The organism is Pelagicoccus albus (assembly GCF_014230145.1).
Classification (GTDB): domain Bacteria; phylum Verrucomicrobiota; class Verrucomicrobiia; order Opitutales; family Opitutaceae; genus Pelagicoccus; species Pelagicoccus albus.
The window spans coordinates 907560-928786 of sequence record NZ_JACHVC010000013.1 but is presented as its reverse complement, the minus strand read 5'-3'; the positions used below and the strand labels follow the sequence as shown (position 1 = coordinate 928786).

18 protein-coding genes are annotated in these 21227 nt (G+C 53.5%); 12 read left to right on the top strand and 6 right to left on the bottom strand.

Annotation, left to right across the window (positions count from 1 at the left end):
* Window positions 1-277 precede the first annotated feature (277 nt).
* Entirely contained in the window at window positions 278-1432 is a 1155-nt protein-coding gene (locus H5P27_RS19090) for a hypothetical protein (RefSeq protein WP_185662021.1), read from the top strand.
* Here H5P27_RS19090 and H5P27_RS19085 read toward each other — a convergent pair.
* Entirely contained in the window at window positions 1429-3783 is a 2355-nt protein-coding gene (locus H5P27_RS19085; RefSeq protein ID WP_221774794.1) for a cation:proton antiporter domain-containing protein, read from the bottom strand. The genes H5P27_RS19090 and H5P27_RS19085 overlap by 4 nt on opposite strands.
* Window positions 3784-3918: 135 nt before the next feature.
* Complete coding sequence (locus H5P27_RS19080; RefSeq protein WP_185662019.1) at window positions 3919-5493, bottom strand: putative Na+/H+ antiporter; 1575 nt, start codon at window positions 5491-5493, stop codon at window positions 3919-3921.
* Between the two features lie 232 nt (window positions 5494-5725).
* Here H5P27_RS19080 and H5P27_RS19075 point away from each other — a divergent pair, with 232 nt between their 5' ends.
* The 4 genes from H5P27_RS19075 (at window position 5726) to H5P27_RS19060 (ending at window position 12341) form a co-directional block, all read left to right on the top strand.
* A complete protein-coding gene (locus H5P27_RS19075) occupies window positions 5726-6133 on the top strand; it encodes a hypothetical protein (RefSeq protein ID WP_185662018.1) in 408 nt (135 codons plus the stop codon).
* Window positions 6134-6305: 172 nt separating this feature from the next.
* Window positions 6306-8132: a heavy metal-binding domain-containing protein gene (locus H5P27_RS19070; RefSeq protein WP_185662017.1), complete on the top strand. Its 1827-nt coding sequence runs from the start codon at window positions 6306-6308 to the stop codon at window positions 8130-8132.
* Window positions 8125-11658, top strand: a complete 3534-nt coding sequence (locus H5P27_RS19065) for an efflux RND transporter permease subunit (RefSeq protein ID WP_185662016.1) — start codon at window positions 8125-8127, stop codon at window positions 11656-11658. Before H5P27_RS19070 ends, H5P27_RS19065 begins: the two co-directional genes overlap by 8 nt.
* A gap of 44 nt (window positions 11659-11702) precedes the next feature.
* Window positions 11703-12341: a DUF3347 domain-containing protein gene (locus H5P27_RS19060; RefSeq protein WP_185662015.1), complete on the top strand. Its 639-nt coding sequence runs from the start codon at window positions 11703-11705 to the stop codon at window positions 12339-12341.
* A gap of 12 nt (window positions 12342-12353) precedes the next feature.
* On the opposite strand, the gene H5P27_RS19665 is transcribed toward H5P27_RS19060, so the two are convergent.
* Window positions 12354-12503: a hypothetical protein gene (locus H5P27_RS19665; RefSeq protein WP_221774793.1), complete on the bottom strand. Its 150-nt coding sequence runs from the start codon at window positions 12501-12503 to the stop codon at window positions 12354-12356.
* 8 nt (window positions 12504-12511) lie between these two features.
* On the opposite strand from H5P27_RS19665, the gene H5P27_RS19055 reads away from it, so the two are divergent.
* Both H5P27_RS19055 and H5P27_RS19050 read left to right on the top strand, forming a co-directional pair.
* Entirely contained in the window at window positions 12512-14200 is a 1689-nt protein-coding gene (locus H5P27_RS19055) for a GspE/PulE family protein (RefSeq protein ID WP_185662014.1), read from the top strand.
* Between the two features lie 29 nt (window positions 14201-14229).
* Entirely contained in the window at window positions 14230-15498 is a 1269-nt protein-coding gene (locus H5P27_RS19050) for a type II secretion system F family protein (protein ID WP_185662013.1), read from the top strand.
* Window positions 15499-15511: 13 nt separating this feature from the next.
* Here H5P27_RS19050 and H5P27_RS19875 read toward each other — a convergent pair whose 3' ends face one another.
* Entirely contained in the window at window positions 15512-16108 is a 597-nt protein-coding gene (locus tag H5P27_RS19875) for a DUF192 domain-containing protein (protein WP_185662012.1), read from the bottom strand.
* Window positions 16109-16162: 54 nt separating this feature from the next.
* Between H5P27_RS19875 and H5P27_RS19040 the strand changes: the two genes are divergently transcribed.
* Window positions 16163-16414 (top strand): hypothetical protein, encoded by a 252-nt coding sequence (locus H5P27_RS19040; RefSeq protein ID WP_185662011.1) that lies wholly within the window; start codon window positions 16163-16165, stop codon window positions 16412-16414.
* A complete protein-coding gene (locus H5P27_RS19035; protein WP_185662010.1) occupies window positions 16411-16572 on the top strand; it encodes a hypothetical protein in 162 nt (53 codons plus the stop codon). Before H5P27_RS19040 ends, H5P27_RS19035 begins: the two co-directional genes overlap by 4 nt.
* 3 nt (window positions 16573-16575) lie before the next feature.
* On the opposite strand, the gene rsmA is transcribed toward H5P27_RS19035, so the two are convergent.
* A complete protein-coding gene (gene rsmA, locus H5P27_RS19030; protein ID WP_185662009.1) occupies window positions 16576-17394 on the bottom strand; it encodes a 16S rRNA (adenine(1518)-N(6)/adenine(1519)-N(6))-dimethyltransferase RsmA in 819 nt (272 codons plus the stop codon).
* A gap of 36 nt (window positions 17395-17430) precedes the next feature.
* Window positions 17431-18225 (bottom strand): indole-3-glycerol phosphate synthase TrpC, encoded by a 795-nt coding sequence (locus H5P27_RS19025; protein ID WP_185662008.1) that lies wholly within the window; start codon window positions 18223-18225, stop codon window positions 17431-17433.
* Between the two features lie 55 nt (window positions 18226-18280).
* Here H5P27_RS19025 and mazG point away from each other — a divergent pair, with 55 nt between their 5' ends.
* From mazG to H5P27_RS19010, 3 genes are all read left to right on the top strand, one after another.
* Complete coding sequence (gene mazG / locus H5P27_RS19020; protein WP_185662007.1) at window positions 18281-19039, top strand: nucleoside triphosphate pyrophosphohydrolase; 759 nt, start codon at window positions 18281-18283, stop codon at window positions 19037-19039.
* A 47-nt stretch (window positions 19040-19086) separates the two neighbouring features.
* Window positions 19087-20010: a tyrosine recombinase XerC gene (locus tag H5P27_RS19015; RefSeq protein ID WP_185662006.1), complete on the top strand. Its 924-nt coding sequence runs from the start codon at window positions 19087-19089 to the stop codon at window positions 20008-20010.
* Window positions 20011-20159: 149 nt separating this feature from the next.
* On the top strand, window positions 20160-21221 hold the full coding sequence (locus H5P27_RS19010) for a LacI family DNA-binding transcriptional regulator (RefSeq protein ID WP_185662005.1): 1062 nt from the start codon (window positions 20160-20162) through the stop codon (window positions 21219-21221).
* Window positions 21222-21227: the final 6 nt, after the last annotated feature.

Here is a 21227-nt window from a genome sequence, read left to right as displayed (position 1 = left end):
GGACAGTTCGAAGTAGGGCGTTCGTTCGCTGGGCTGCAGGCTTCTTGCTTTAACATTAAAGCTGTATTGTCAGTGTTTTTGACCGCACGAACTGAGATGAATTTGTTTCTGGTAGCGAAAAATGGATACGCAAATATTGCGTTTTGTGCGAGTCGCTAGCGTCAAGGATGCTCCTTGGTTGAAATCGTGCAGATGGAGAAAGCGGTAGAGAGTTTGTTCGCTCCCTTTTTTGAGGCTCGATTTATGGAATGCTAGGCCTAGATCTAGCGATAGCATCATGGTCTCACCCATTTCCACACCCAATCGCCGCTTCTGCCCGGCCCTCGGCTCCTCGATAACCGTCGAGCATTGCGTTTCGGACCGCGTCATAGAGCTGGATTGCCCGATGTCCTGCGGCTTTAACCCCTTTAATCCATCGGCTCCCAAGGCGTTCGACGCGATCGTTGGCCGAGGTTTGGCCGCTGCTTCTCGGTGGCTTGAAAAGTCGGTGGGCTCTGACGAATGGCTGCGCCGGCTTGATGCCATGGATCGTCGTTTTGCGCCGGAGCGGGATCTACCTCTGATTTCCTTCGAAACTCAGTGGTCGATGCTTCGAATGGCTTTAGATGGCCATTGTTATCCCGAGCTGGTGGAAGTATTGGAGGATCCCGAGCATACGGGGCTCAAAAACGATGCTCGCCTTGTTTTTGAAAAGCTAGCCCAGAGCCAGGCTTTGTTGGTGCAGGTCGTGGATGCGCATGAGGGAGAACCCTTCTACACCGTGAAGGACGTTTACACAGAGGAGGTTTACACCTATGTGGACTTTGGAGATCAAGAGCCCTTGTTGGTCGGAGCTCTCATGTTCGGTCGCTTCCTTATTCATCATTCCAACATATACGTGATCCCGGGCGTGTTTGTGGGAACTCCAGACGTCTTGAGTCAGATCTTGGACAATATTGAAGAGTTCTTGGATGAGAACTTAGAGGATATTCCGCTCGCCATGCAGACCGCCTTGCCGGAAATCTGGAATATTTGTACCTCGATTCAAGATGAGCGTGACGGCGTTGATCGAGATCAACCCTCTGGCGAATCTGGCGGAGTGATGATCGACCCCTGCCAAGTTAGCTTCGTTCTAGACGTGGAAAAGGGAGGTGCGGTTGAATCGTTGAGAAAACACCCATTCTTTTCGGAAGTCGATGCTCCAGAATTCGGATACGATCCCTTAGAGGATACTGTTTTCGAGGTGCATGTTCTCCCTTCCTTTGGCCCTCCGATACAAGCCTTGGAAGGGGAGGATGAGGATGACGAGCCGATGGAGGAAGAACCGAGTGCCATTCGCGTTGGTTCAGTAGTTCTGGGGGCGGACAAGCTCACGATTACGGCTATGAACCCGGTAGAGCTGGAGTTGCTCAAAGGGCTGGTCTTGCAGCTTGTCGCTTGCTCGGATTCCTAAGCGGAAGCAGTCGGTAACTCCTCTGTCACAAACAATTGGCTGATTCGAGCCAGGCGATCTTCGCATCCCATAAGCAGTAACAAGTCGCCCTCGTGCAACACTTCGTCGGGACTTGGACTTACGATTCGCTCACCGTGTCGCTGGATGCCCACGATAGTTACGCCGTGATCCGATCTCAAGTGCGTATCTTGAATCGATAAGCCCTCCCAAGTGCTCATAGGAGGGATAATCTCTTTTGAGAATCTGAAAGGCGAAAGCTGGAATTCCGCTCCTTCTTTCTTTTGGTTAAGGTAAGTTCGAGCGGCAGCGATCTGCGAGGGCTCGCCCAAAAGGAATAGCTTATCTTGAGGGAAAATTCGTGAATGCGGCTTGATGTCAGTCATGTCGAAACCGCCGCGCTCAATACCAGCTATGGTTACTCCGGTTTGGCGCCTGAGATCGATTTCCTTAATCTCGTGTCCGTTCCAGCGAGACGTTTTCTGAATGTCCACCGCTTCGACTTGAACGTGCCAAGGGTTCTTCTCCTTAAGCTGAGTCAGGTTTTGCTCGATCTTCTTCTCGATTTGGCTTCGCGATTCGTTCTCCATGGATTCCACAAAAGCCATTTCCCAGTTATTGTGCATGTGCACGAGACGTTTCCAGAAGATGAGCCCTAGAATTAAGGCAACTCCGACGAAGGCTAGGAATACCGCTCCGGTCGGGAAGAAAGGCGCTGCAACGATGAGGAATACAGTCCCGTAGACGAATAGAAGAATCAGAAGTATTAGACCATTGAATACGTTGCGAAAGGCTCCTTTGGAGAATTGCTGAAACAGCCCTTTGCTCAGTGCCGCGTCGGAGAAAAGCAATACGAGCACGTTGAAGTTCCGTACGGTATCCACGAAGAACGGCAGGCTGATCAACAGGGAAACAAGAAAGAGGCCTTGTCCGAAATGTTCCTGACTTACCGGTATGAATTCCGGTTTTGCAACATGGGAAGAGATAATGGCGGCTCCGATTATGATGGCGTTGATAATCAGAAAATAGAGTACGATTCGAAGTATCGGACCCCGAGCTAGCTTTAGGAAGCTACGGTTGAAGGCGAGCTCGAGGTTGTCCTGCCACTGAGCGTAGAGCAGGGTGAATTCCTTGAGGGCGTTGGGTGACGCCTTCTGGATCGCACCTAGGATTCTGGCCTCGTTCCCAATCAGGACTGGCGTGAGGAGAATTGTCACGAAAGCGACTCCGGAAGCGATGGATTGAAGCTCTGGACTGGTTGCTCCGTATTTTGCGCCTATCGCGGTGATGACGAAACTGAATTCCCCGATTTGCGATTTTATAAGGGCAGCCCTACCAGCCACATCCGCGTGCTGACCCGCTACGAACAAGCCCAGCCAGCAAGCGCAGAATTTGCCGAGGATAACCACTACGGATAGGATGAGGATCGCTGGAGCGTTCTCCCAGAGGGCGGCAGGATTTATCAGCATGCCGACCGCTACGAAAAAGAGGGCACAGAAAAGATCTCGTAGCGGTTCGGTAAGAGACTCGATGCGATGGGCGATCTTAGAGCTCGACAGGATCGCCCCTGCCAAGAAGCCCCCTAAGGCCCAAGAAAAGTGAAATTGCTCCGCGATGAGACTGACTCCGAAAATGAGCCCGAGTGTTGCCATGGTGACCATTTCGGAGGTCCCGCGGGTGTCCAGAATTTTGACCAAGCGCTTCGCCCCCAATTTGCCGATCAGGAATACGGCCACGATGAAGAGTCCGATGAAGAAGGCGGTCTTGCTGAGGGCGGAATAATCGAAGCTGCCCTCGGAAGCCATTCCGTTTAGCAGAACCAGCAAAAGGATAGCTAGGATGTCTTCGAATACTAGGATGCCGACGGCTTGTTGTCCATGCTGGCGGTTAAAGGATCCGTTTTCGCGCATCAGCTTCACGGATACCATGGAGGAGCTGATCGAGAGAAGACCGCCGAGAAACCAGCCGTCCATCGTCGATAGTCCGAGCCAGCTCGCTGCTTGCAGGCCTATGAAAACCATGAGCAAGGTTTGCAGGATCAAGGCGGTGAATGCGGGTGCAAAGACCGCTTTGACCTTTTCGATATTGAACTCAAGACCGATGTAGAACATCAGGAAGACGACTCCCAGCTCACTCAGGTCTTGCACGTTGGAGAGAGTGACAAGCGGTGGCCACAACCCGAGATTTGGCCCGAGGAAGAAGCCTGCGAATAGGTATCCAAGAAGTGGAGGCAGCTTGATTCTGGCACACACTAGCGCGGCGATGGCCGCACCCAGCATGATCCAGGCAAGGTCCGCTAGGATGGTTGAGGAGTGGGCGGAGGCAGCGAGTGGAAGAAGTTCGGTCAGGTACATTTGCGGCACGAGCAATACGATTGAGCAAGTTAAGTGCCGTGCTCGCTTTTGCAACGACGCTGTGAGCAAGCGGGCACAATAAAAGCGCGACCCTTACGAGTCGCGCTTCGAATTGGAATTTTTTTGCAGCTACGATCAGCCTGGCAGAAGCATGAAGCAAAGAGCCATGACGATGGTTGGGAAGAGCGCTCCCATCATGAGCTTCAGCGGAGAGATGCCGCCTTCGAAGAATTTGGATAGCAATGACTGTCCGGCAGGGTTCGGCGCGTTGGCAATCACAGTGAGACCACCACCGGTAACCGCACCGGCCACTACGGCGTAGCGTAGGGCGTCGGACACCGCTCCTGGTTCGTTGAAGAGTGGTACTTGAGAGGCGAGGTAGGTGATCGCCGCATTGTCGTTGAAAGCGGTCAAAACAGTCGCCCCGATGAAGAGTGGAATGTTGCCCAACGAGCTAAGCACGGGAGAGATCCACCAGCCTTGCAGACCACCGTGGATAACCAAACCGGCGAGGAAGAATCCAACGAGCATCGGGCTCTTCATGTTGATTTGGTACTGGTGGTGGTCAGTCGCCATGGTGAAGGCGATGAAGAAGAGGAAGCCTCCAATGAAGAGCGGCGGGTAGTGCAGGGTCAAAATCGTCCAGACGAGGAAGAGGGCGTGCACGGCGGCGATCCAAACAGGGGCGTAGTGCTCTTCTTCGCCCTTGGGGGCCTGGCTCGCGGCTTGTTTGAGTGTGGCGAATTCTTTCTTGAAAATCGAGTAGTAAACTACGTTGGCGGTGGCAATTCCGATGATGGCCTTCCAGCCGTAGTGGGTGAACATGAACGGAAGATCCCATCCCCATTTGCTGGCTACCATGAGAACTGGAGGCGCCGCGAAGTGGGTCAAGGTACCGCCGACGGAAACGTTCACAAAAAGGAGGCCGATTGTGGCGTACTTAAGCTTGGAGCTTGGGTTGTGCTTGTAGAACTGCTGTCCGAGAAGGATGGCCGCGATGGTCATGGCTGCTGGCTCAGTGATGAAAGAGCCGAGTAGCGGAGCGATGGTGAGAACGGAGAACCAGTAGGCTCCAGGAGAGCGACCTCCGATACCAGCGATTTGGCTGACGGCGCGTTCGGCGCTCTGAACGATCGGACGAGAACCAGCGATAGCCATCAGTACCACAACTACCATAGGCTCGGTGAAGTTTTGCCCAGATACGTAGGCTTCGGCCTCGTGCCAGCCCTTGGACATGGTGATGGCGATGATCAACGGAATTACCCAAAGCCCGAAGATCGCCTCCACTTCGCCTAGGAAGTGGAACAAGGTTCCTTTAAAGCTGACCGGCTCCTTGTCTCCTGGGTGGGAGATTTCGCCCGACTTGAGCTTGTGCTCATGCTCGTGCTCGTACTTGTGGGCCAAGGCTTGAAACTTGCCGGCCACGAAGGTGTGGCAGATCGCCAGGAAGAAGATAACCGAAACGACTACGTTGAACGGATCTACGCCCGCTCTGACCTTCAGCGTCTCGATCAGAGTCAAATCTCGCCCAAGCTCCTCGGCTTTGTGAGCCTCTGCGGTAAGGTATTCGGAGGTTGGGTGAGGGAATGATCTTTCGACAGCCTCGCCGTGCCCGTGCCCGCCTCCAGCTGCGAGCAGGTCTGCACAGCCGATAGTGAGCAGCGCGAAGGTTGCCAAAAGTATGGAAGAAAGGTGTCGTTTCAGACGCATTATTTGATGGGATCGCTAGGTTAGGGTTCTTGCCCTCCCTTTCGGAAGGTATACTTCTCAAAAATCGAAGCATGACTTGCGGCAAGCAGAATCGGTCCGGTTCAGACCGGTTTTCAGTTTAGTGGAATCTTGTGATTGGTTCGTACGTTAAGGTTTATTAAATCCAGTATTCAGGTCAGCTAATCGTGCTTGATTTGAAGCCGATGCTTGCCATTTTTAGGAAAATCGAACCGTGAGCAGTTTTAAGGCCATCACCCTAATAATCGTAGCAGCTTTAGCGAATCCGCTGTGCTGCTGCTTTGGCATTGATGGCTTGCTTGCTCACATCGGCGATAACGCTCCGAAGCAGGAGATGCATGCGTGTTGTTCCATGCAAAATGAAGCGGCTTCGGAGGCGGAGCAATCCGCGGGTCACGATGAGTGCCCGCACCAGATCGATCGGCTCTCGAAAATTCTGGAAACCGATTTTGGTTCGCACCTCGCGCGTCCAGCCTTCTTACCGGTTTTCAGTATATGGGCAGACACTCTGCTGGTCGCTTCTCCTCTGGTTTCCGACGCTTCTTATTCGCGTGCTCCGTACAGTTGCCCTCCACTCGAGGCCAATCTGTCTAGACAGGAGCGCTGCGTCTACACGCTTTGATTGATCGGGTGTCAGCCCTTTTGGGGCTCGTAATAGACAAACGCCACTAGACCGCTTTTGAGACCCTTTGCGGGTCGCGGCTATCCTCACTTGGGCCAATGTCCTTTCATTGGCCAATCAATCAAGCACTCCCGCCGACTTTATTTTTGTTGGCTCCAACATTTTTACGCAGATGAAAAAGCAATTCGCTTATCTGGGCTACATCCTTGTCGCTGCGTCGGCCTTTTTGGTCGGTCGCTGCACCTTTTCTCCGGAGAAACCGATCTCCGAACATTCAGGAACGCATGACCATGGCGCGGAACCAGAGGAGATCTGGACCTGCTCGATGCATCCTCAGATCCGGCAAAACGCACCCGGGGATTGTCCTATTTGTGGAATGGATCTTATTCTGGCGGATCAATCCAGCGGAGGCGAAGGGGTACTCGTCAAAATGGGAGAGGCGGCTCGAGCCCTTGCGGAAGTTGAAACAACTGAGGTCGAAAGGAACTTGCCGGAAATCTCCATTCGGCTGGTGGGCTCGCTCAGCCTTGACGAAACAAAAGTGCGATCCATCAGCGCTCGTTTTCCTGCTCGAATTGAGGAGCTGTTTGTCAATTACACAGGTATCAGGGTGCAGCAGGGGGACCACTTGGCCAGTATTTACAGCCCCGAACTTTTGAGCGCTCAACGGGAGCTTTTGTTGGCCTACGAGCGAGAGTCAGATGGGACTTTTGTGGAAGCCGCCAGGAGAAAACTGAGACGCTGGGGATTGGAGGAGGACCAGATTGACGAGATCCGGACCCGCGGCGAATCCGATCGCTTCGAATTGCGAGCTCCCATGGGCGGCGTTGTCACCATGAAACATGTCAAAGAAGGCGACTACTTGCAGGAAGGGAGTGTCTTGTTCGAAATCGCCGACTACAGTCATCTCTGGTTGATGCTTGATGCTTACGAGTCGGATCTCCCGTGGCTGAGAATCGGGCAAAAAGTGGCATTTTCCGTGGATAGCTATGGAGAAGAGCGTTTCGAGGGGCGAGTCTCCTTCATTTCGCCAGAGCTAGATCCGGCGACACGATCGGCGAGTGTTCGGATAAACGTGGAGAATTCGGATGGCCGCCTGAAGCCAGGAATGTTCGCTACCGGGTATGCCAAAGCGATGATCACGGAAGAGGGCGGAGTTTTCTCGCCAGAGCTCGCCGGAAAATGGATCAGCCCGATGCATCCGGAAGTGGTCAAGGACGAGCCGGGCAATTGCGATGTATGCGGCATGGCGCTCGTACCTGCCAGCGAACTGGGGTATACGGACGAAGCCGCGGTATCTGCTCCGATCCTTATCCCTGCTTCCGCGGTGTTGTGGACGGGTGAGCGTTCCGTGGTTTATGTGGAAACGGGAACCGGGCCTGAACGGAACTATGAGGGACGTGAGATCACCATAGGTTCTCGGGTAGGCGACTCGTTCATCGCTTTGGACGGAATTGCGGAAGGAGAGCGTGTCGTAGCGAGGGGAGCTTTCAAAATCGACAGCTCGCTGCAAATACAGGCTAAGCCGAGTATGATGAGCATGGATACGCCGCATGAGCACAGTTCCGATTCTGAAATGCCTATGGCGGAATCACTTTTGGGTTCGGAGCAACTCGAAGCGATCCTTGATACGTATTTAGAACTTCAAGACGCTCTCGCCTCAGACGACTTAGCGTTGGCGAAGTCTGCAGTCTCTGAGTTGCAGGAGATCGCTGTTGATTCAGGTTCGCTCGCGGCGAGCTTAGGTGGTCTGGCTGCGGCGGAGGATTTGGAGTCGATGCGCCGTCCTTATTTCGATGACTTGTCTGCTCTCGTAATCGACAGTCTTGAGTCTAACAGTGAAAGCTTGGATCGAAGCCTGTGGAGAATGCACTGTCCTATGGTTTATTCGGATCGAGGAGCGGATTGGATACAAGGAAACGATCAGCTGAGGAATCCGTTTTTCGGGGCGTCCATGCTAACCTGTGGAGAAGTTGTGAGGGATTACGGCAATGATTGATCGCCTCATCCGATTCAGCTTAGAGAACAAGCTGGTTGTCTTTTTGCTAGCCGCCTTTCTCGTGACGGCCGGCCTCGTGGTATCGCCATTTGATTGGGAGCTGGATGGCTTGCCGCGACATCCGGTACCGGTTGACGCTATACCGGATACCGGTGACAATCAGCAGATCGTATTCACGGAATGGAGCGGTCGCTCGCCTCAAGATATTGAGGACCAAGTAACTTATCCGCTAACGACCGCCTTGCTCGGATTGCCAGGGGTTCAGACCATTCGCAGCAGTTCCAGCTTCGGCTTCTCTTCGATCTACATCATTTTCGAAGACGGGGTAGACTTCTATTGGTCGCGGACTCGGATCCTCGAAAAACTGGCTAGCTTGCCGAGTGGGACCTTGCCGGACAGCGTTCAACCGAGATTGGGCCCGGATGCGACCGCGCTGGGACAAGTCTTTTGGTATACCATCGAGGGTCGGGACAAGGAAGGAAATCCGGCTGGAGGTTGGGACCTCGCGGAACTTCGCAGCGTGCAGGATTGGTTTGTTCGCTATAGTCTGCAGAGCGTAAAAGGGGTCGCGGAAGTCGCATCCATCGGCGGGTTCGTGAAGGAATATCAGGTCGAAGTAGATCCGGACGCGCTTCGGGCCTATCAAGTTACTTTGCAAGATGTGGCCCAAGCAGTCTCGGCTAGCAACGTGGACGTAGGGGCTCGGACCATCGAGATCAATCAAGCTGAGTATCTGGTTCGCGGCCTTGGCTTTGTCAAAAACCTGGAAGATCTTAGAAAGGCCGTCGTCGCCGAAAAAGACAATGTACCCATTACCTTGGGACAACTGGCGAAAGTGGAATTCGGTCCAGCTTTGCGTCGAGGCGCACTCGATAAGGAAGGTACGGAAGCAGTTGGTGGAGTCGTGGTAGCTCGCTTTGGCGAGAACCCGATGGCTGTCATTTCCCGTGTTAAGGAGAAAATTGATGCTTTGGAGAGTAGCTTGCCCAGCAAGGAATTGGAAGATGGTAGAGTCAGCCAATTGACGATCGTTCCGTTCTACGACCGGTCAGGATTGATCGACGAAACTTTAGGCACTCTCGAGACCGCAGTGCGTCAGCAGATTTTGGTTACGGTGATTGTTGTACTCGTCATGCTGTTGCGGCTTCGAAGCGCGGTCCTCGTCTCCAGTGTTTTGCCTTTAGCAGTTTTGAGCGCCTTTCTCGGAATGAGTCTGGTAGGAGTCGATGCAAACATCGTAGCCCTCTCGGGGATCTCGATCGCGGTGGGCACGATTGTGGACATGGCGATTGTGTTGGTTGAAAATTGTCTCCGCAGATTGGAGTCGGCACCCCCCGGTAAGTCGCGTTTGGAAACTATTTTCGAGGGCTGCTCTGAAGTAGGTGGAGCGGTCCTAACATCCGTCCTTACGACCGTGGTGAGTTTTCTGCCAGTCTTCACAATGGTGGCGGAAGAAGGACGCTTGTTTAGGCCTTTGGCTTTCACCAAAACCTTTACCTTGCTCGGTAGCATTTTGGTCGCTCTCACCTTGGTCCCAGCCCTTGTCCATCTGTTTTATCGTCGAGGAAAAGTAGCAACCGAGAAGAAAAAAGGTTTTGGTGGTAAGGATTGGATCGCGATCTGCGCGGCCTTGCTTTTGGCCTTGTACTTAGCTCAGGACTGGCAGCCCATCGGGCCGGGGGCGCAACTAAGCAACATCGTATTTGTAGTGCTCGTCCTTGGGCCCCTGCTTTTAGCGGCTCATTTGATGATCCGGCTTTATCCGGTGGTCCTAAACTGGATACTTCAGGCAAAAGGACTCTTTCTATCGGGCTGTCTTTTGATTTTGCTTTGCGGTCTCGCTGTGTGGCTGGGGGCTTCCAAGTTGACTGCGTTCGCTCCAGATTGGGTGAAGGAAACTCGAGCATGGCAGGCTGCGGACGAGGCATTTCCCGGTTTAGGGAGGGAGTTCATGCCGGCCTTGGACGAAGGTTCCTTTCTTTCGATGCCAACTACTATGGCTCATGCTTCTATTGGGGAGGCTATGGATGTGCTACGAAAGCAGGACATGGCGATTAAGAGTATCCCAGAAGTGGAGACAGTGGTCGGCAAAATCGGGCGTGTGGAAAGCTCACTCGATCCCGCTCCTGTTTCGATGATTGAGACAGTCATCACCTACAAGCCGGAGTACGCTGAGGACGAGGAGGGAAACCAGGTCAGGCAGTGGCGTGACGAGATTCAGTCGGCGGATGATATTTGGAAGGAGATCGCTCGCGTTTCGCGGATTCCGGGAGTCACTGAAGCCCCTAAGCTTCAACCGATCGAGACTCGTAGGATTATGCTACAAACTGGCTTGCGAGCGACAATGGGCTTGAAGGTTTTTGCGGCGGATCTTGATACACTTGAAGAGTCGACTCTGCAGATCGAATCCGTACTCAAAAAATCATCGGTTCTTAAAACCGAAACCGTGTTCGCGGACCGCGTAGTGGGAAAACCATACGTGGAGGTTGATATCGATCGGTCAGCGATCGCCCGCTATGGAATCAGCATTCAAAACGTGCAGGACGTGATTGAGATAGCGATCGGAGGAAAGGTCGTGGGCTACACTGTAGAAGGTCGTGAACGGTACCCCATACAAGTCAGGTACCAGCGGGAAATGCGTGATTCGGTGGAGGCAATTGGGCGAGTGCTGATAGCGGCTCCGGACGGCACGCAGATTCCTTTGGGCCAGTTGGCTGAAATTCGGTATCGACGTGGCCCCCAAGTCATCAAAAGCGAGAATACCTTTCTCATGGCCTACGTTCTATTTGAGCCAGTAGACGGTCTTGCAGAGGTGGATGCGGTGGAAGCCCTCAGCTCGTTTCTTCAAGAACGGCAGGAGTCCGGTGAGCTTACGATTCCTTCAGGTGTGCATTATGAATTTACCGGCACCTATCTGGGGCAGATTAGGGCGGCCAAAACGCTGCGGCTCGTGCTTCCTGTCGCTTTGCTGTTGATCTGGCTTTTACTCTATTTCCAATTTCGGAAAACGATCACCACCTTTATCGTTTTCTCGGGGGTGGCCTTCGCCTGGTCGGGCGGTTTTATCATGCTCTGGCTTTACGGGCAGCCTTGGTTTCTCGACTTGTCGTTATTTGGGGTGGATCTACGCGATCTGTTTCAGGTGGATACCATTAACCTAAGCGTTGCGGTTTGGGTAGGCTTTCTCGCTCTATTTGGAACAGCCACCGATGACGGGGTTCTCGTGTGCTCCTATTTGAAGACCTCTCTGGAGGAGCGGTGCCCTGAAACAAAGGAGGAGCTACGCAAGGCAGTGGTGGAGGCGGGTATGAAGCGTATTCGTCCAGCCATGATGACTAGTGCGACTACGCTACTGGCTCTTCTGCCCGTCCTCAGTTCCTCGGGGCGAGGAGCGGATGTGATGATACCCATGGCTATTCCTGTCTTTGGAGGTATGTGCCTCGCTTTGCTCACCGTGTTCCTCGTTCCCGCTCTCTACTGCTCGCTAGAGGAGTGGAAACTATCACGAAAAGCTATCGCGAGTTGAACATTCTCTTTTTGAAACTAACTAAAAAAGTAACCCAATCGTATATGAAAAAACTAATCCTATCACTCGTGGCGGCTCTCGCTGCCGTATCCAGTCTTCAAGCTCACTGCGGAAGTTGCGGTGTGGGTGGAGACGCCGAGCATGCCGCCTCCTGCGAAAATTGCCCCGCCGAGCAGTTGGAGGGCTACTACGCCACTCAAAAGGGACTTGCGAACGATGACCTCGCCGCAGCGAAAAAGGGTGCGGACGCGTTTCTGGCCCATGCGGAAACCATGGGATGTAACAGCGGCGAGGATAGTTGTTGTTCAACTGAAATGGACGCAGCTTCTACAATATCCGGAGCCTCCGACATCGCAGCGGCCCGAGTCGCTTTTAAAGATTGGTCCGACGCACTGCTGGGCAAATTGGAGAAATCCGGACTAGGCGAAGGAGTTGCTTACAAGATGCACTGTCCCATGGCCTTCGAGAACAAAGGAGCGGACTGGATCCAAGGTTCCAAGGATCTTCGCAACCCTTACTACGGCTCCATGATGCTGACCTGCGGATTTGTGTCCGAAACGATCTCTGCTAAGGATGCGTCTGGGTGCTCATGTCCCGAGGGAGAGTGTTCTTGCGAATCGTGTGATGGCGAAAGCTGCAAGATGCCCGCATCCAAAGAAGGCTCTCATTCCATGCATCACTAAGCTTGCGAATTTTTAGCCTTTTGAGACGCTTTTGAAATAGGGCGTATCGAAATATATAGGGGCGACTACCGATTCGGTAGGTTCGCCCTTTTTTCGCTCGCCGTCTGTGAAGGTTCTTTTCGATTGCTTGCCAATCGGGAGGGCCGGTACTTTCTTTTCCATTCCACCTCATGTATCGGTACCACAATCAAGCGGTCTATGACCTATGCCAAATCCACAGTCTGATCGACGGTCCTACCCTGGATCGCTTGCAGGCAAAGCTGGGGGCCGAAGATCGTTCGCTTGCGGAGCTCGTTATCGGAGAAGGGAAGGTTAGCCGGTCTGTCTTTTTGGATACGGTGGCGAGCTACCTCGGAATCGAGAGACTGAAAGATGCTCCTTACGATATCCCGATTGAGATTATAGATTTGATCGATCCGGCCTTGGCGAGGATGCATGGAGTCGTCCCGGTCGATGGAAACGAGCGGCAAATTACCATCGTAACCACCGACCCTTTTAACACTTCGGTGATCGATGATGTCGCTTTTGCGGTGAATCGGGATGTGCGTCTTCGCTTGCTCGATCCGAAGACGGTTAACGAATTACTGGATGTTTACTATCGGCCGAAGAACGTCGACTACACCGGTATCCTCGAGGAGATCGACTTGTCTGAGGTCGCTGGAGTAGACGACATCAGTCCAGACGATCTGCTTGGAATGGCAGGCGAGACGCCCATTATCCGTTTTGTCAATTTGGTCCTTGCTCAAGCCATCAAGGACAAGGCTTCGGATATCCACTTCGAGCCCTTCGAAAAGGAATTCAAGATCCGCTACCGGATCGATGGAGCCCTCTACGAAATGTCTCCACCACCGCGTGAGCTCGCGGTGCCGATTATTTCCCGCGTAAAGATTTTGGGAGATCTAAACATAGCGGAGCGACGTGTCCCCCAAGACGGTAAGGTCCGTCTTGTAGTGGCAGGACGGCATGTTGATCTACGTGTATCCACACTTCCGACACAGTTTGGGGAAAGTGTGGTACTCCGCGTCTTGGACCAAGGAACCACGCAGCTCGAATTGACTTCCCTTGGTATGCCTGAGGACGTTTTGCACTCAGTCGAAGCAGGTATCGGCCGTCCTAATGGCATTTTCATTTCGACGGGGCCCACCGGGTCGGGAAAAACCACCACCTTGTACAGCTGCTTGAAGCGACTGAACCGAGTCGATTCAAAGCTCATGACGGCGGAAGACCCGATCGAGTACGAGATAGACGGTATCATGCAGGTGGGAGTTAATCCCAACATTGGGCTAACTTTTGCCAGTACATTGAAGTCCTTTCTACGCCAAGATCCGGACGTCATTATGGTAGGGGAAATCCGTGATTTGGATACGGCTCAAATCGCGATCCAAGCTTCCCTGACCGGACACTTAGTGCTCAGCACTCTACACACCAACGATTCCGCTGGCGCCGTAACGCGATTAATGGATATGGGAGTGGAGCCGTTTCTTATTTCCTCCTCTTTGGAGGCAGTTCTTGCTCAACGTTTGCTCCGCAAGATATGCCCCGGCTGCAAACGCGCTTATCTGCCAGATCACGCCTTGCTAAAGCAGTTGGAGTTAGAGCCTGCGATATTGCAGCAAAAGGAGTTCTTTCAAGGCACTGGCTGTACCGCTTGCGCCAATACAGGCTACAGCGGCCGGCTAGGGATATTTGAAATGTTGTCCATTTCGGAGTCCATTCGCGAATTAATTAGTGAAGGTAGGCCAGCGGTAGCCATTCGCGAACAGGCCATCAACAACGGGATGCGTACCCTGCGGGAAGATGGGCTGCGGAATATTTTTACCGGTGTCACTACGGTGGATGAGGTGATACGTTACTCGTAAGGCGAAATGCCTGTGTGATCCGAATAGGTATGTCGAAATTTAGATTCGTAGCGATAGACGAGGCTGGTAAAGAGCGAAGCGGGTTGGTGGAAGCACCGTCTCGACAGGCGGCGGTAAAACAAATCCGCGGCTATGGCCTAACGCCTGCCAGAGTATCCGTCGTCAAATCTCCAGGCTCTACCGGCAGTTCGGAAACTTCGGAAAATTCCAAGACCGGAAAAGTCGGCAAGAAGCCGATGTACTTTGGTTCCGCGGTAAAGAAGAAAGCTTTGGCGGAATTCACTCGGAAGCTGGCGACGCTTCTGCAAGCGGGGCTCACTTTGATTCGCTCGCTAGAGGTGCTGAAGGATCAAGAGAAAAACGTGGTCTTTCGCTGGATTCTCGGAAGCATAATCGAGAGTATCCAATCGGGCAGTACCTTTTCCGACGCTCTGGCTGCCTTCCCCAAAGAGTTTGATTTTCTCTACGTGAATATGGCTCGGGCCGGTGAAGCGAGCGGGATGCTCGAAACTTCGCTCGCTCGCTTGGCGACCTATTTGGAAAAGACGGAACGTATGAAAAGTCGTCTCGCCTCCGCCATGACTTACCCAACCGTAGTCATGATCCTTTCGGTGATGATTGTTACCGGGCTACTGATCTTTGTGGTGCCCAGCTTCAAGCAGATATTTATCGATGAAATCGGCGAGGATAAGATGCCGAAGCTGACGGAGTATGTCTTGTTCGTTAGCGAATTCCTAGTCGCCTATTGGTACATGGTGCTGGCCGCCATAATTGGTCTCGTCGTGGGCAAAAAGGCGTTTGGGGCGACGGGGCCGGGGAGGAGTTTCTACGATTGGTTGAAACTTCGCTTCGTCGGAGTGGGGGAGCTTTGCACGAAGATCTACGTTATCCGCTTCTCGAGAACTTTGGGTACTTTGATCGAGAGTAGCGTACCGATATTGGAGGCTCTGCGGATCACTCGAGACGCTTGCGGAAACAAGCACGTCATGGATGCGGTGGAGAGCGTGCGAAACCGCGTTAAAGATGGGGAGGGGATCGCCGCGACTTTGGAAGTGACCAAGATTTTTCCCACCATGGTGACCAGTATGGTCGAAGTCGGTGAAGAGACGGGAGACTTGCCAGAAATGCTGGTACAGATCGCAGACGTCTACGACGAGGAAGTGGATAACTCGATTTCCAGTCTGACGGCCATGGTTCAGCCGCTGATGATTGTGGTGCTGGCAGGGGCGGTGGTTCTGATCGTTCTGGCCCTCTTTCTGCCGTTCCTCTCCATCATGCAGAGTTTCGGTAATACCTAGTCGAGGAACGCGTTTAGTTGCCCGAAGACGCGGCGACAGCCTGCCTCACTGTTTCTAGGTCTAGCTTAGCTCCAGGGCGAATGTTGTTGTCGCTAAACCACTTGTGGCGCACCTCAAGAGCGTACATCATGTCGTCGCGAATCGATTTACGAGACAAAGTATCTTGGGCATAGAGCGGATAAACTTCGCGAAGTACTCCGTCTGCCGTGAAGAAACCGATGTCGATGGGGAAATCGACGTTCTTCATCCAGTACGACATCCTTTGCGGAGCCTTGTAGACAAAGAGCATTCCATGGTCGTCTTCGATGCCGTCGCGATACATGAGGCCTTTGGCCTGCTGGGCGTGGGTCAGTGCGAATTCGATGGTGATGTTTTTTTCGCCCACCTGGAGGTGAGTCGGCATTTCCTTTTTCTTGGATGCGTCTGCAGAGCAGGAGGCCATCAGCCCGGTGAGGGCGAAGATCAAAAAGGCGAAGCAAGTCTTGGAAATCGAATTCATGCGGAGGTGAGTTTCTAGCTCCAAAGTCGGAGGGGCAAGCGCGAAGCTTTCGCGAAAGTGAAGACCGAAACAGGCGCCGGAGTGTTCTTCGTTTTTTTCAGATTTTCTCACATCAAGTTAGGGGTAGGACAGGATATGTCTAAGGTAGGCTGCTAAAGTGGTCCCATGAAATCAACCAATCGATTTGAAGAAGCATGGGCCCCACAGTGGGATATGGGCCTACAAGGAGAATTTGGATTTGCCAGCGAAGTGGAGGAGTCGGAAAGCGATACTGCGGACTTCGAGCGAGTTCAGTCTTGGGAAGGGCGTGGTGAGGAAAGCGAGACTCGCAAGAGCGCGGCGAAATCCGACATCCTGTCCATCGGAGAGCTGGTCGATTTTTTGGAAACCCTCAGCGTGGAGCTCGCAAGCGAATGAGCAGTGAAGATCGTTCCATCCTGACTCTCGACAGTCGCAGCGAGAATATGATTCGCCGCCTGATTTCGATCCCGTTTTTTCTGCGTCTGAGACGCCAGCGTCGCATGCTTCTCGGGTCCAGCGGCTGTCTGGTGAAAGCGACCGACTGGGAGTCTTGACGCCTAAACTTTTTCGAGGGCAATCCAGCTCTCGGTATCGATTTGTTCAGGACGGGCATTGGGAGCGATGCCCGCCTGTTCTAGTTTCGCGAGCCAACGGGAGGCCGTTTCATTTTTCGCTTTGCGCAAAAGGGAGGAAATCTGCTTGCGGCGTTGTTGGAAGATTTCGCGAATCAGTTGAATGCTTTCGGGACTGAAGCGGAAGGGTTCCGCTTTTCGGCGGAGATGCAGCAAAGTCGATCCCACATCGGGCTTGGGATAAAAGCAGGAACCGGAAACGTCGTGTCCTGGCAGAACATCAAAGGCTGCGTGCAGGAAGATGCTGATCGCTCCGAACTGTTTGGTTCCCGCTTTGGCGGCGTAGCGTTGGGCCGCCTCTTTTTGCAGCATCAAGGTCATCACGCTGGGAAGCCGACTTTCCAAGACGGAAGCCATCCAGGGAGTCGAGATGGCGTAGGGCAGGTTGGCTACGATTTTGTAGTCGGAAATCTCCTCAGGCAGATCGCCCAAGGGGAAATCCAATGCGTCGCCTTTGACGAGGTGAAGGTTGGGCAGATTTTCTGAAAGTCTCTCGATATGGGCCCCGAGAGTCGGGTCGAATTCGACGGCGTGGACAATGGCACCCGCGTCGTGCAAGGCTTGAGTCAGGGTTCCTAGGCCAGGACCAATCTCTACCACGTGATCCCCCTCGGACACGCCTGCCAGTTCCAAAGACTTGCGAACGATGTTTCCGTCGATGAGGAAATTCTGTCCCAATTGCTTGCGCGGGCGGTGTCCCAATTGCTCGAGTAATTCGCGAGTCTGTGTCGGGGAGAGAGGCATTGGCGTTTGGAAGGATGTCGCTACCGAGTCGTGATTCTACGCTTGATGGAAATCGTTCATCAACGCGGCGGTGTCCGGAGCTTTCATGAGCGCTTCGCCCACAAGGATCGCTTTGGCTCCGCAAGCGCGCGCTCGGGCGGCATCCTCTTTGGTCCAAATTCCACTCTCCGATACTGCAACCACATCCTTCGGGAAAAGCGGGATGAGGCGTTCGGAGAAGGCGAGGTCGGTTTTGAAAACGGCGAGGTCTCGGTTGTTTACGCCGATGATTTTAGCATCCTGAGCGACGGCACGCTCTAACTCCGGCTCGGAATGGATTTCGTAGAGTGAGTCGAGCCCCGCGAGGTCCGCGGCTTTGCGGAGGGCCATCATCTGCGAATCGCTCAAGGCGCGTACGATAATCAGGATGGCAGACGCGCCCGCTTGGGCCGCTTCCAAAACCTGGATGGGGTGGATCATGAAATCCTTACGCAGGCAGGGGATCCCATTTCCGGAGTTTCTGAATATTTCGGTGACCGAAGAAAGGTCGGCCAGCTCGCCGCCGAAGTATTTCTGGTCGGTAAGGATGGAAAGGCAGTCGCCGCCTGCGGAAAGGTATTTTTCAGCCTGTTCGACGGAAGGGCCGAGGTCTTTGATTTGCCCGGCAGAGGGGGAGCGGCGCTTGATCTCGGAAATGACGGCTAATTTCTCCGGTGCTCTCAGGGCTTCGATGAATGAGCCACGGGCCGCCGCTTGTCCGGCGAATGCTTCGAGTTCGCTGGCAGACACCTCGCGAATGCGATCCGCGATCTCCTGGGCCTTCCAGTTCATGATTTCTGTGAGTTTGTCCATCCTTTGGCTTTGCTAGCGTGTTTGGGGAAGTTGCGGGCCCAATCGCCGATGGCGAATGTTTTTTTGGCCCTTGATGCGGGCGGAGCTTGATCGGGAATTGCTATGGGCAGGAGCAGTGTTCTTCATGCCACCCGTGAGCTCAATTGAAGAATTGCAGGAAACGATGGCCCGTCTTCGCGGACCGGGCGGATGCCCATGGGATATCGAACAAGACCACCAGTCTCTGGCCCAGTGCCTGGTCGATGAGTGCAGCGAATTGCTGGAGACGATCGATAAGCTCGATATGGACCACATGCGGGAGGAGCTCGGTGACGTGCTGCTGCAAGTCGTGTTTCACGCCCAATTGGCCAAGGAAAAGGGTCACTTCGATTTCGAAGCGGTTGCCGCGGAGATCAACGAAAAGCTGATCCGCCGGCATCCCCACGTTTTTGGAGATGTGGATCTTGAAAATTCCGAACAAGTATTGACGCAATGGGACGCGATCAAAGCGACTGAGAAGGCAGGCAAACCAGTGAGCTCCTCGCCGTTTAAGGATCTGCCACCCGCTTTGCCTGCTTTGCTTTTCGCATACGACGTCTTCAAGCAGATCAAGAAAAAGGCCATCCCGGTCGGAGAGAGTGTAGACATGGACGCTATCGAAGCCATGGCTGCGGAATTGGACGAAGAAGCGGCCGGACATATCCTTTTCGAAATCGCTGCCGCTTGCCGCCTGAAAGGGATCGATCCGGAAAGCGCGGTGCGGAAATTTGCCCGAAGAGTCATGGCGGAAAGCGAAGAGCTGACCGAAGACACGAAGGAAGAAAAGATCGTTTGAATCGTGTCCGCTGCGGCGAGCGAGATCTAGGAAGTCCAAGCGCGAAGATGAGCGAATCCGAAAAGTGGCGAAGCAAATGGGTCGCTCCCTTTTTGCGTCACTTATCCGGCGAGCGTCGTCTTTCCGCGTATACAGTTCGCAACTACGAAACCGCCTTGGAGGCGTTTTTCGAGTTTTTGGATAGTTGCGGTAAATGGCAGGGAAAGCTGGAAAAGGTTAACCTGCGTGAAGCGAGAGACTTCGTCATCGAGCAGCAAAACCGCGTTTCGCGTCGCACGGTTCACAACTACGTATCCGGGCTGCGTACTTTCTTCAAATACTGGATACGCCAGGGGATGCTGGAAGCGAACCCGCTCAATGGGCTCTCGCTACCGAAGCTCCCCAAAAAGTTGCCTGCCTTCATGACCGAAAAGCAGGTCAAACGCCTTTTAGACGGTCCCATGCTGGCTTTGGAGAATGAATCGATAACGCCTTATCAAGCTTGGCGTGATCGGCTGGTTCTAGAGTTGCTCTACGGAGCGGGATTCCGAGTCAGCGAGTTGTGCGATTTGACCTATGGGCAGATTAGTTTTGATGAGGGCGTGGCCCGTATCGTAGGGAAGGGCGGGAAGTCGCGGATTTGCCCTCTGGGTCGGGTCGCGATTGCGGTATTGGAGAAGTGGAGACGCGAGTTCGCAGTGGGAACGGCTTATTTGGATCCAGTGATCTTGAGCAACAAACGAGTCAAGTGGAGCCCTCGCGGAATCCAGCTTCTGCTCAAGAAGTACCTCGCCTTGGCTGATTTGCCGCACGATCTGACGCCCCACAAAATCCGCCACTCCTACGCCACCCATTTGCTTGATAATGGGGCGGATCTGCGGCTTGTGCAGGAGTTGCTCGGGCATGCCAAGCTCTCCACCACCCAGATCTACACTCATGTAAATATTGGGCGGCTCAAACAGGCATTCGACCAGGCTCATCCACGAGCATGAGTCGTAAAGCCATGGTTTAGCTAGGCTTATAAAGTTCGGGTGTGGGACGCTCCACTGTTCGGGGTGAAGAGTGGATTGGTGAAAATGTTTAGGCGTTTTTGTAAAAACCTATTGCAAGAAACTGTAGGAGTCGTGTTTTTGTGGTCTAAATGCCCTCCTCCCCAAGAAAATCAGGTAAAAGACCCCCGACACTGGCTGATGTAGGACGAATTGCAGGCGTATCCGCTATGGCTGTTTCCTCTGTACTCAACGGCTCCAAATCATCGGTGCGGATTTCCGAGGATACCAAACGCCGAATCAAAGAAGCTGCGGCCAAACTCAAGTATCGTCCTAACGTTGCGGCACGTGCCCTCGTCAATCGCAGGATGAACGCGATCGGTGCGGTCATCGTTATGGAAGGCGAGGAGTTGAACCACTATTTCCTAGAGGTTTTCAATGGGATCGTCAAAGGGGCGAATCTTCACAACCAGAACGTCACGGTCTTCACTTTGAAAACCTGGAAGGACGCGATACAGCAGCTCGAGCGGGCATTCGATGGCCGTATCGACGGTATGATTTTGATCGCTCCAGTCGTAACCGAAGAATTCGCCAAAGGCCTCGATCCTCATATGCCGTGTGTGAGCCTGCACGCCAACGCCTTGATCGACGGTGTCTTAAACCTCGAATCAGACGAAGAAGAGGGAGCCTACCAAATGGTGAAGGCCCTAGTTGATAAAGGGCACCGCCGCATCATGCATTTCAGCGGTCCGCGCGGATTGATCGGCGCGGAACGTCGTATCAAGGGCTACCTGCGAGCACTCGAAGAAGGCGGTATCGATTTCGAAGAAGACTTGCTCAAGTCCATGGAATTTCGGGATGTGGAAGCCAAGCGTGTGGCTACGGAATGGCTGGCCAACCACAGTAAGGAACAGCTTCCCGACGCGATTTTCTGCGCGAATGACCATATGGCCTTCGGTTGTATAGAAGCCCTTTCCAATGTGGGTATCCGAGTGCCGGAAGATGTTTCAGTTTGTGGCTTTGACGATACGCTCGTCGCCAGAGTTGCCATGCCAACTTTGACCACCGTAAGACAGCCCTTGAATGAGATGGGGGCAGAAGCGGTTTCGATCCTCATGAAGCGCATCGCCGACGAATCTTCGGAAAAGGAAAAGCCCAAGCACATCGTTTTTCCAACCGAGCTGATCGAACGCAATTCCACCTCGGCCCGCTAGGCGGAT

Bases quoted from the DNA above. Each gene is read 5' to 3' on its own strand.
- H5P27_RS19090 (WP_185662021.1), top strand. From the start codon at position 278: ATGGTCTCACCCATTTCCACACCCAATCGCCGCTTCTGCCCGGCCCTC.
- H5P27_RS19085 (WP_221774794.1), bottom strand. From the start codon at position 3,783: ATGTACCTGACCGAACTTCTTCCACTCGCTGCCTCCGCCCACTCCTCA.
- H5P27_RS19080 (WP_185662019.1), bottom strand. From the start codon at position 5,493: ATGCGTCTGAAACGACACCTTTCTTCCATACTTTTGGCAACCTTCGCG.
- H5P27_RS19070 (WP_185662017.1), top strand. From the start codon at position 6,306: ATGAAAAAGCAATTCGCTTATCTGGGCTACATCCTTGTCGCTGCGTCG.
- H5P27_RS19065 (WP_185662016.1), top strand. From the start codon at position 8,125: ATGATTGATCGCCTCATCCGATTCAGCTTAGAGAACAAGCTGGTTGTC.
- H5P27_RS19060 (WP_185662015.1), top strand. From the start codon at position 11,703: ATGAAAAAACTAATCCTATCACTCGTGGCGGCTCTCGCTGCCGTATCC.
- H5P27_RS19665 (WP_221774793.1), bottom strand. From the start codon at position 12,503: ATGGAAAAGAAAGTACCGGCCCTCCCGATTGGCAAGCAATCGAAAAGA.
- H5P27_RS19055 (WP_185662014.1), top strand. From the start codon at position 12,512: ATGTATCGGTACCACAATCAAGCGGTCTATGACCTATGCCAAATCCAC.
- H5P27_RS19050 (WP_185662013.1), top strand. From the start codon at position 14,230: ATGTCGAAATTTAGATTCGTAGCGATAGACGAGGCTGGTAAAGAGCGA.
- H5P27_RS19040 (WP_185662011.1), top strand. From the start codon at position 16,163: ATGAAATCAACCAATCGATTTGAAGAAGCATGGGCCCCACAGTGGGAT.
- H5P27_RS19035 (WP_185662010.1), top strand. From the start codon at position 16,411: ATGAGCAGTGAAGATCGTTCCATCCTGACTCTCGACAGTCGCAGCGAG.
- rsmA (WP_185662009.1), bottom strand. From the start codon at position 17,394: ATGCCTCTCTCCCCGACACAGACTCGCGAATTACTCGAGCAATTGGGA.
- H5P27_RS19025 (WP_185662008.1), bottom strand. From the start codon at position 18,225: ATGGACAAACTCACAGAAATCATGAACTGGAAGGCCCAGGAGATCGCG.
- mazG (WP_185662007.1), top strand. From the start codon at position 18,281: ATGTTTTTTTGGCCCTTGATGCGGGCGGAGCTTGATCGGGAATTGCTA.
- H5P27_RS19015 (WP_185662006.1), top strand. From the start codon at position 19,087: ATGAGCGAATCCGAAAAGTGGCGAAGCAAATGGGTCGCTCCCTTTTTG.
- H5P27_RS19010 (WP_185662005.1), top strand. From the start codon at position 20,160: ATGCCCTCCTCCCCAAGAAAATCAGGTAAAAGACCCCCGACACTGGCT.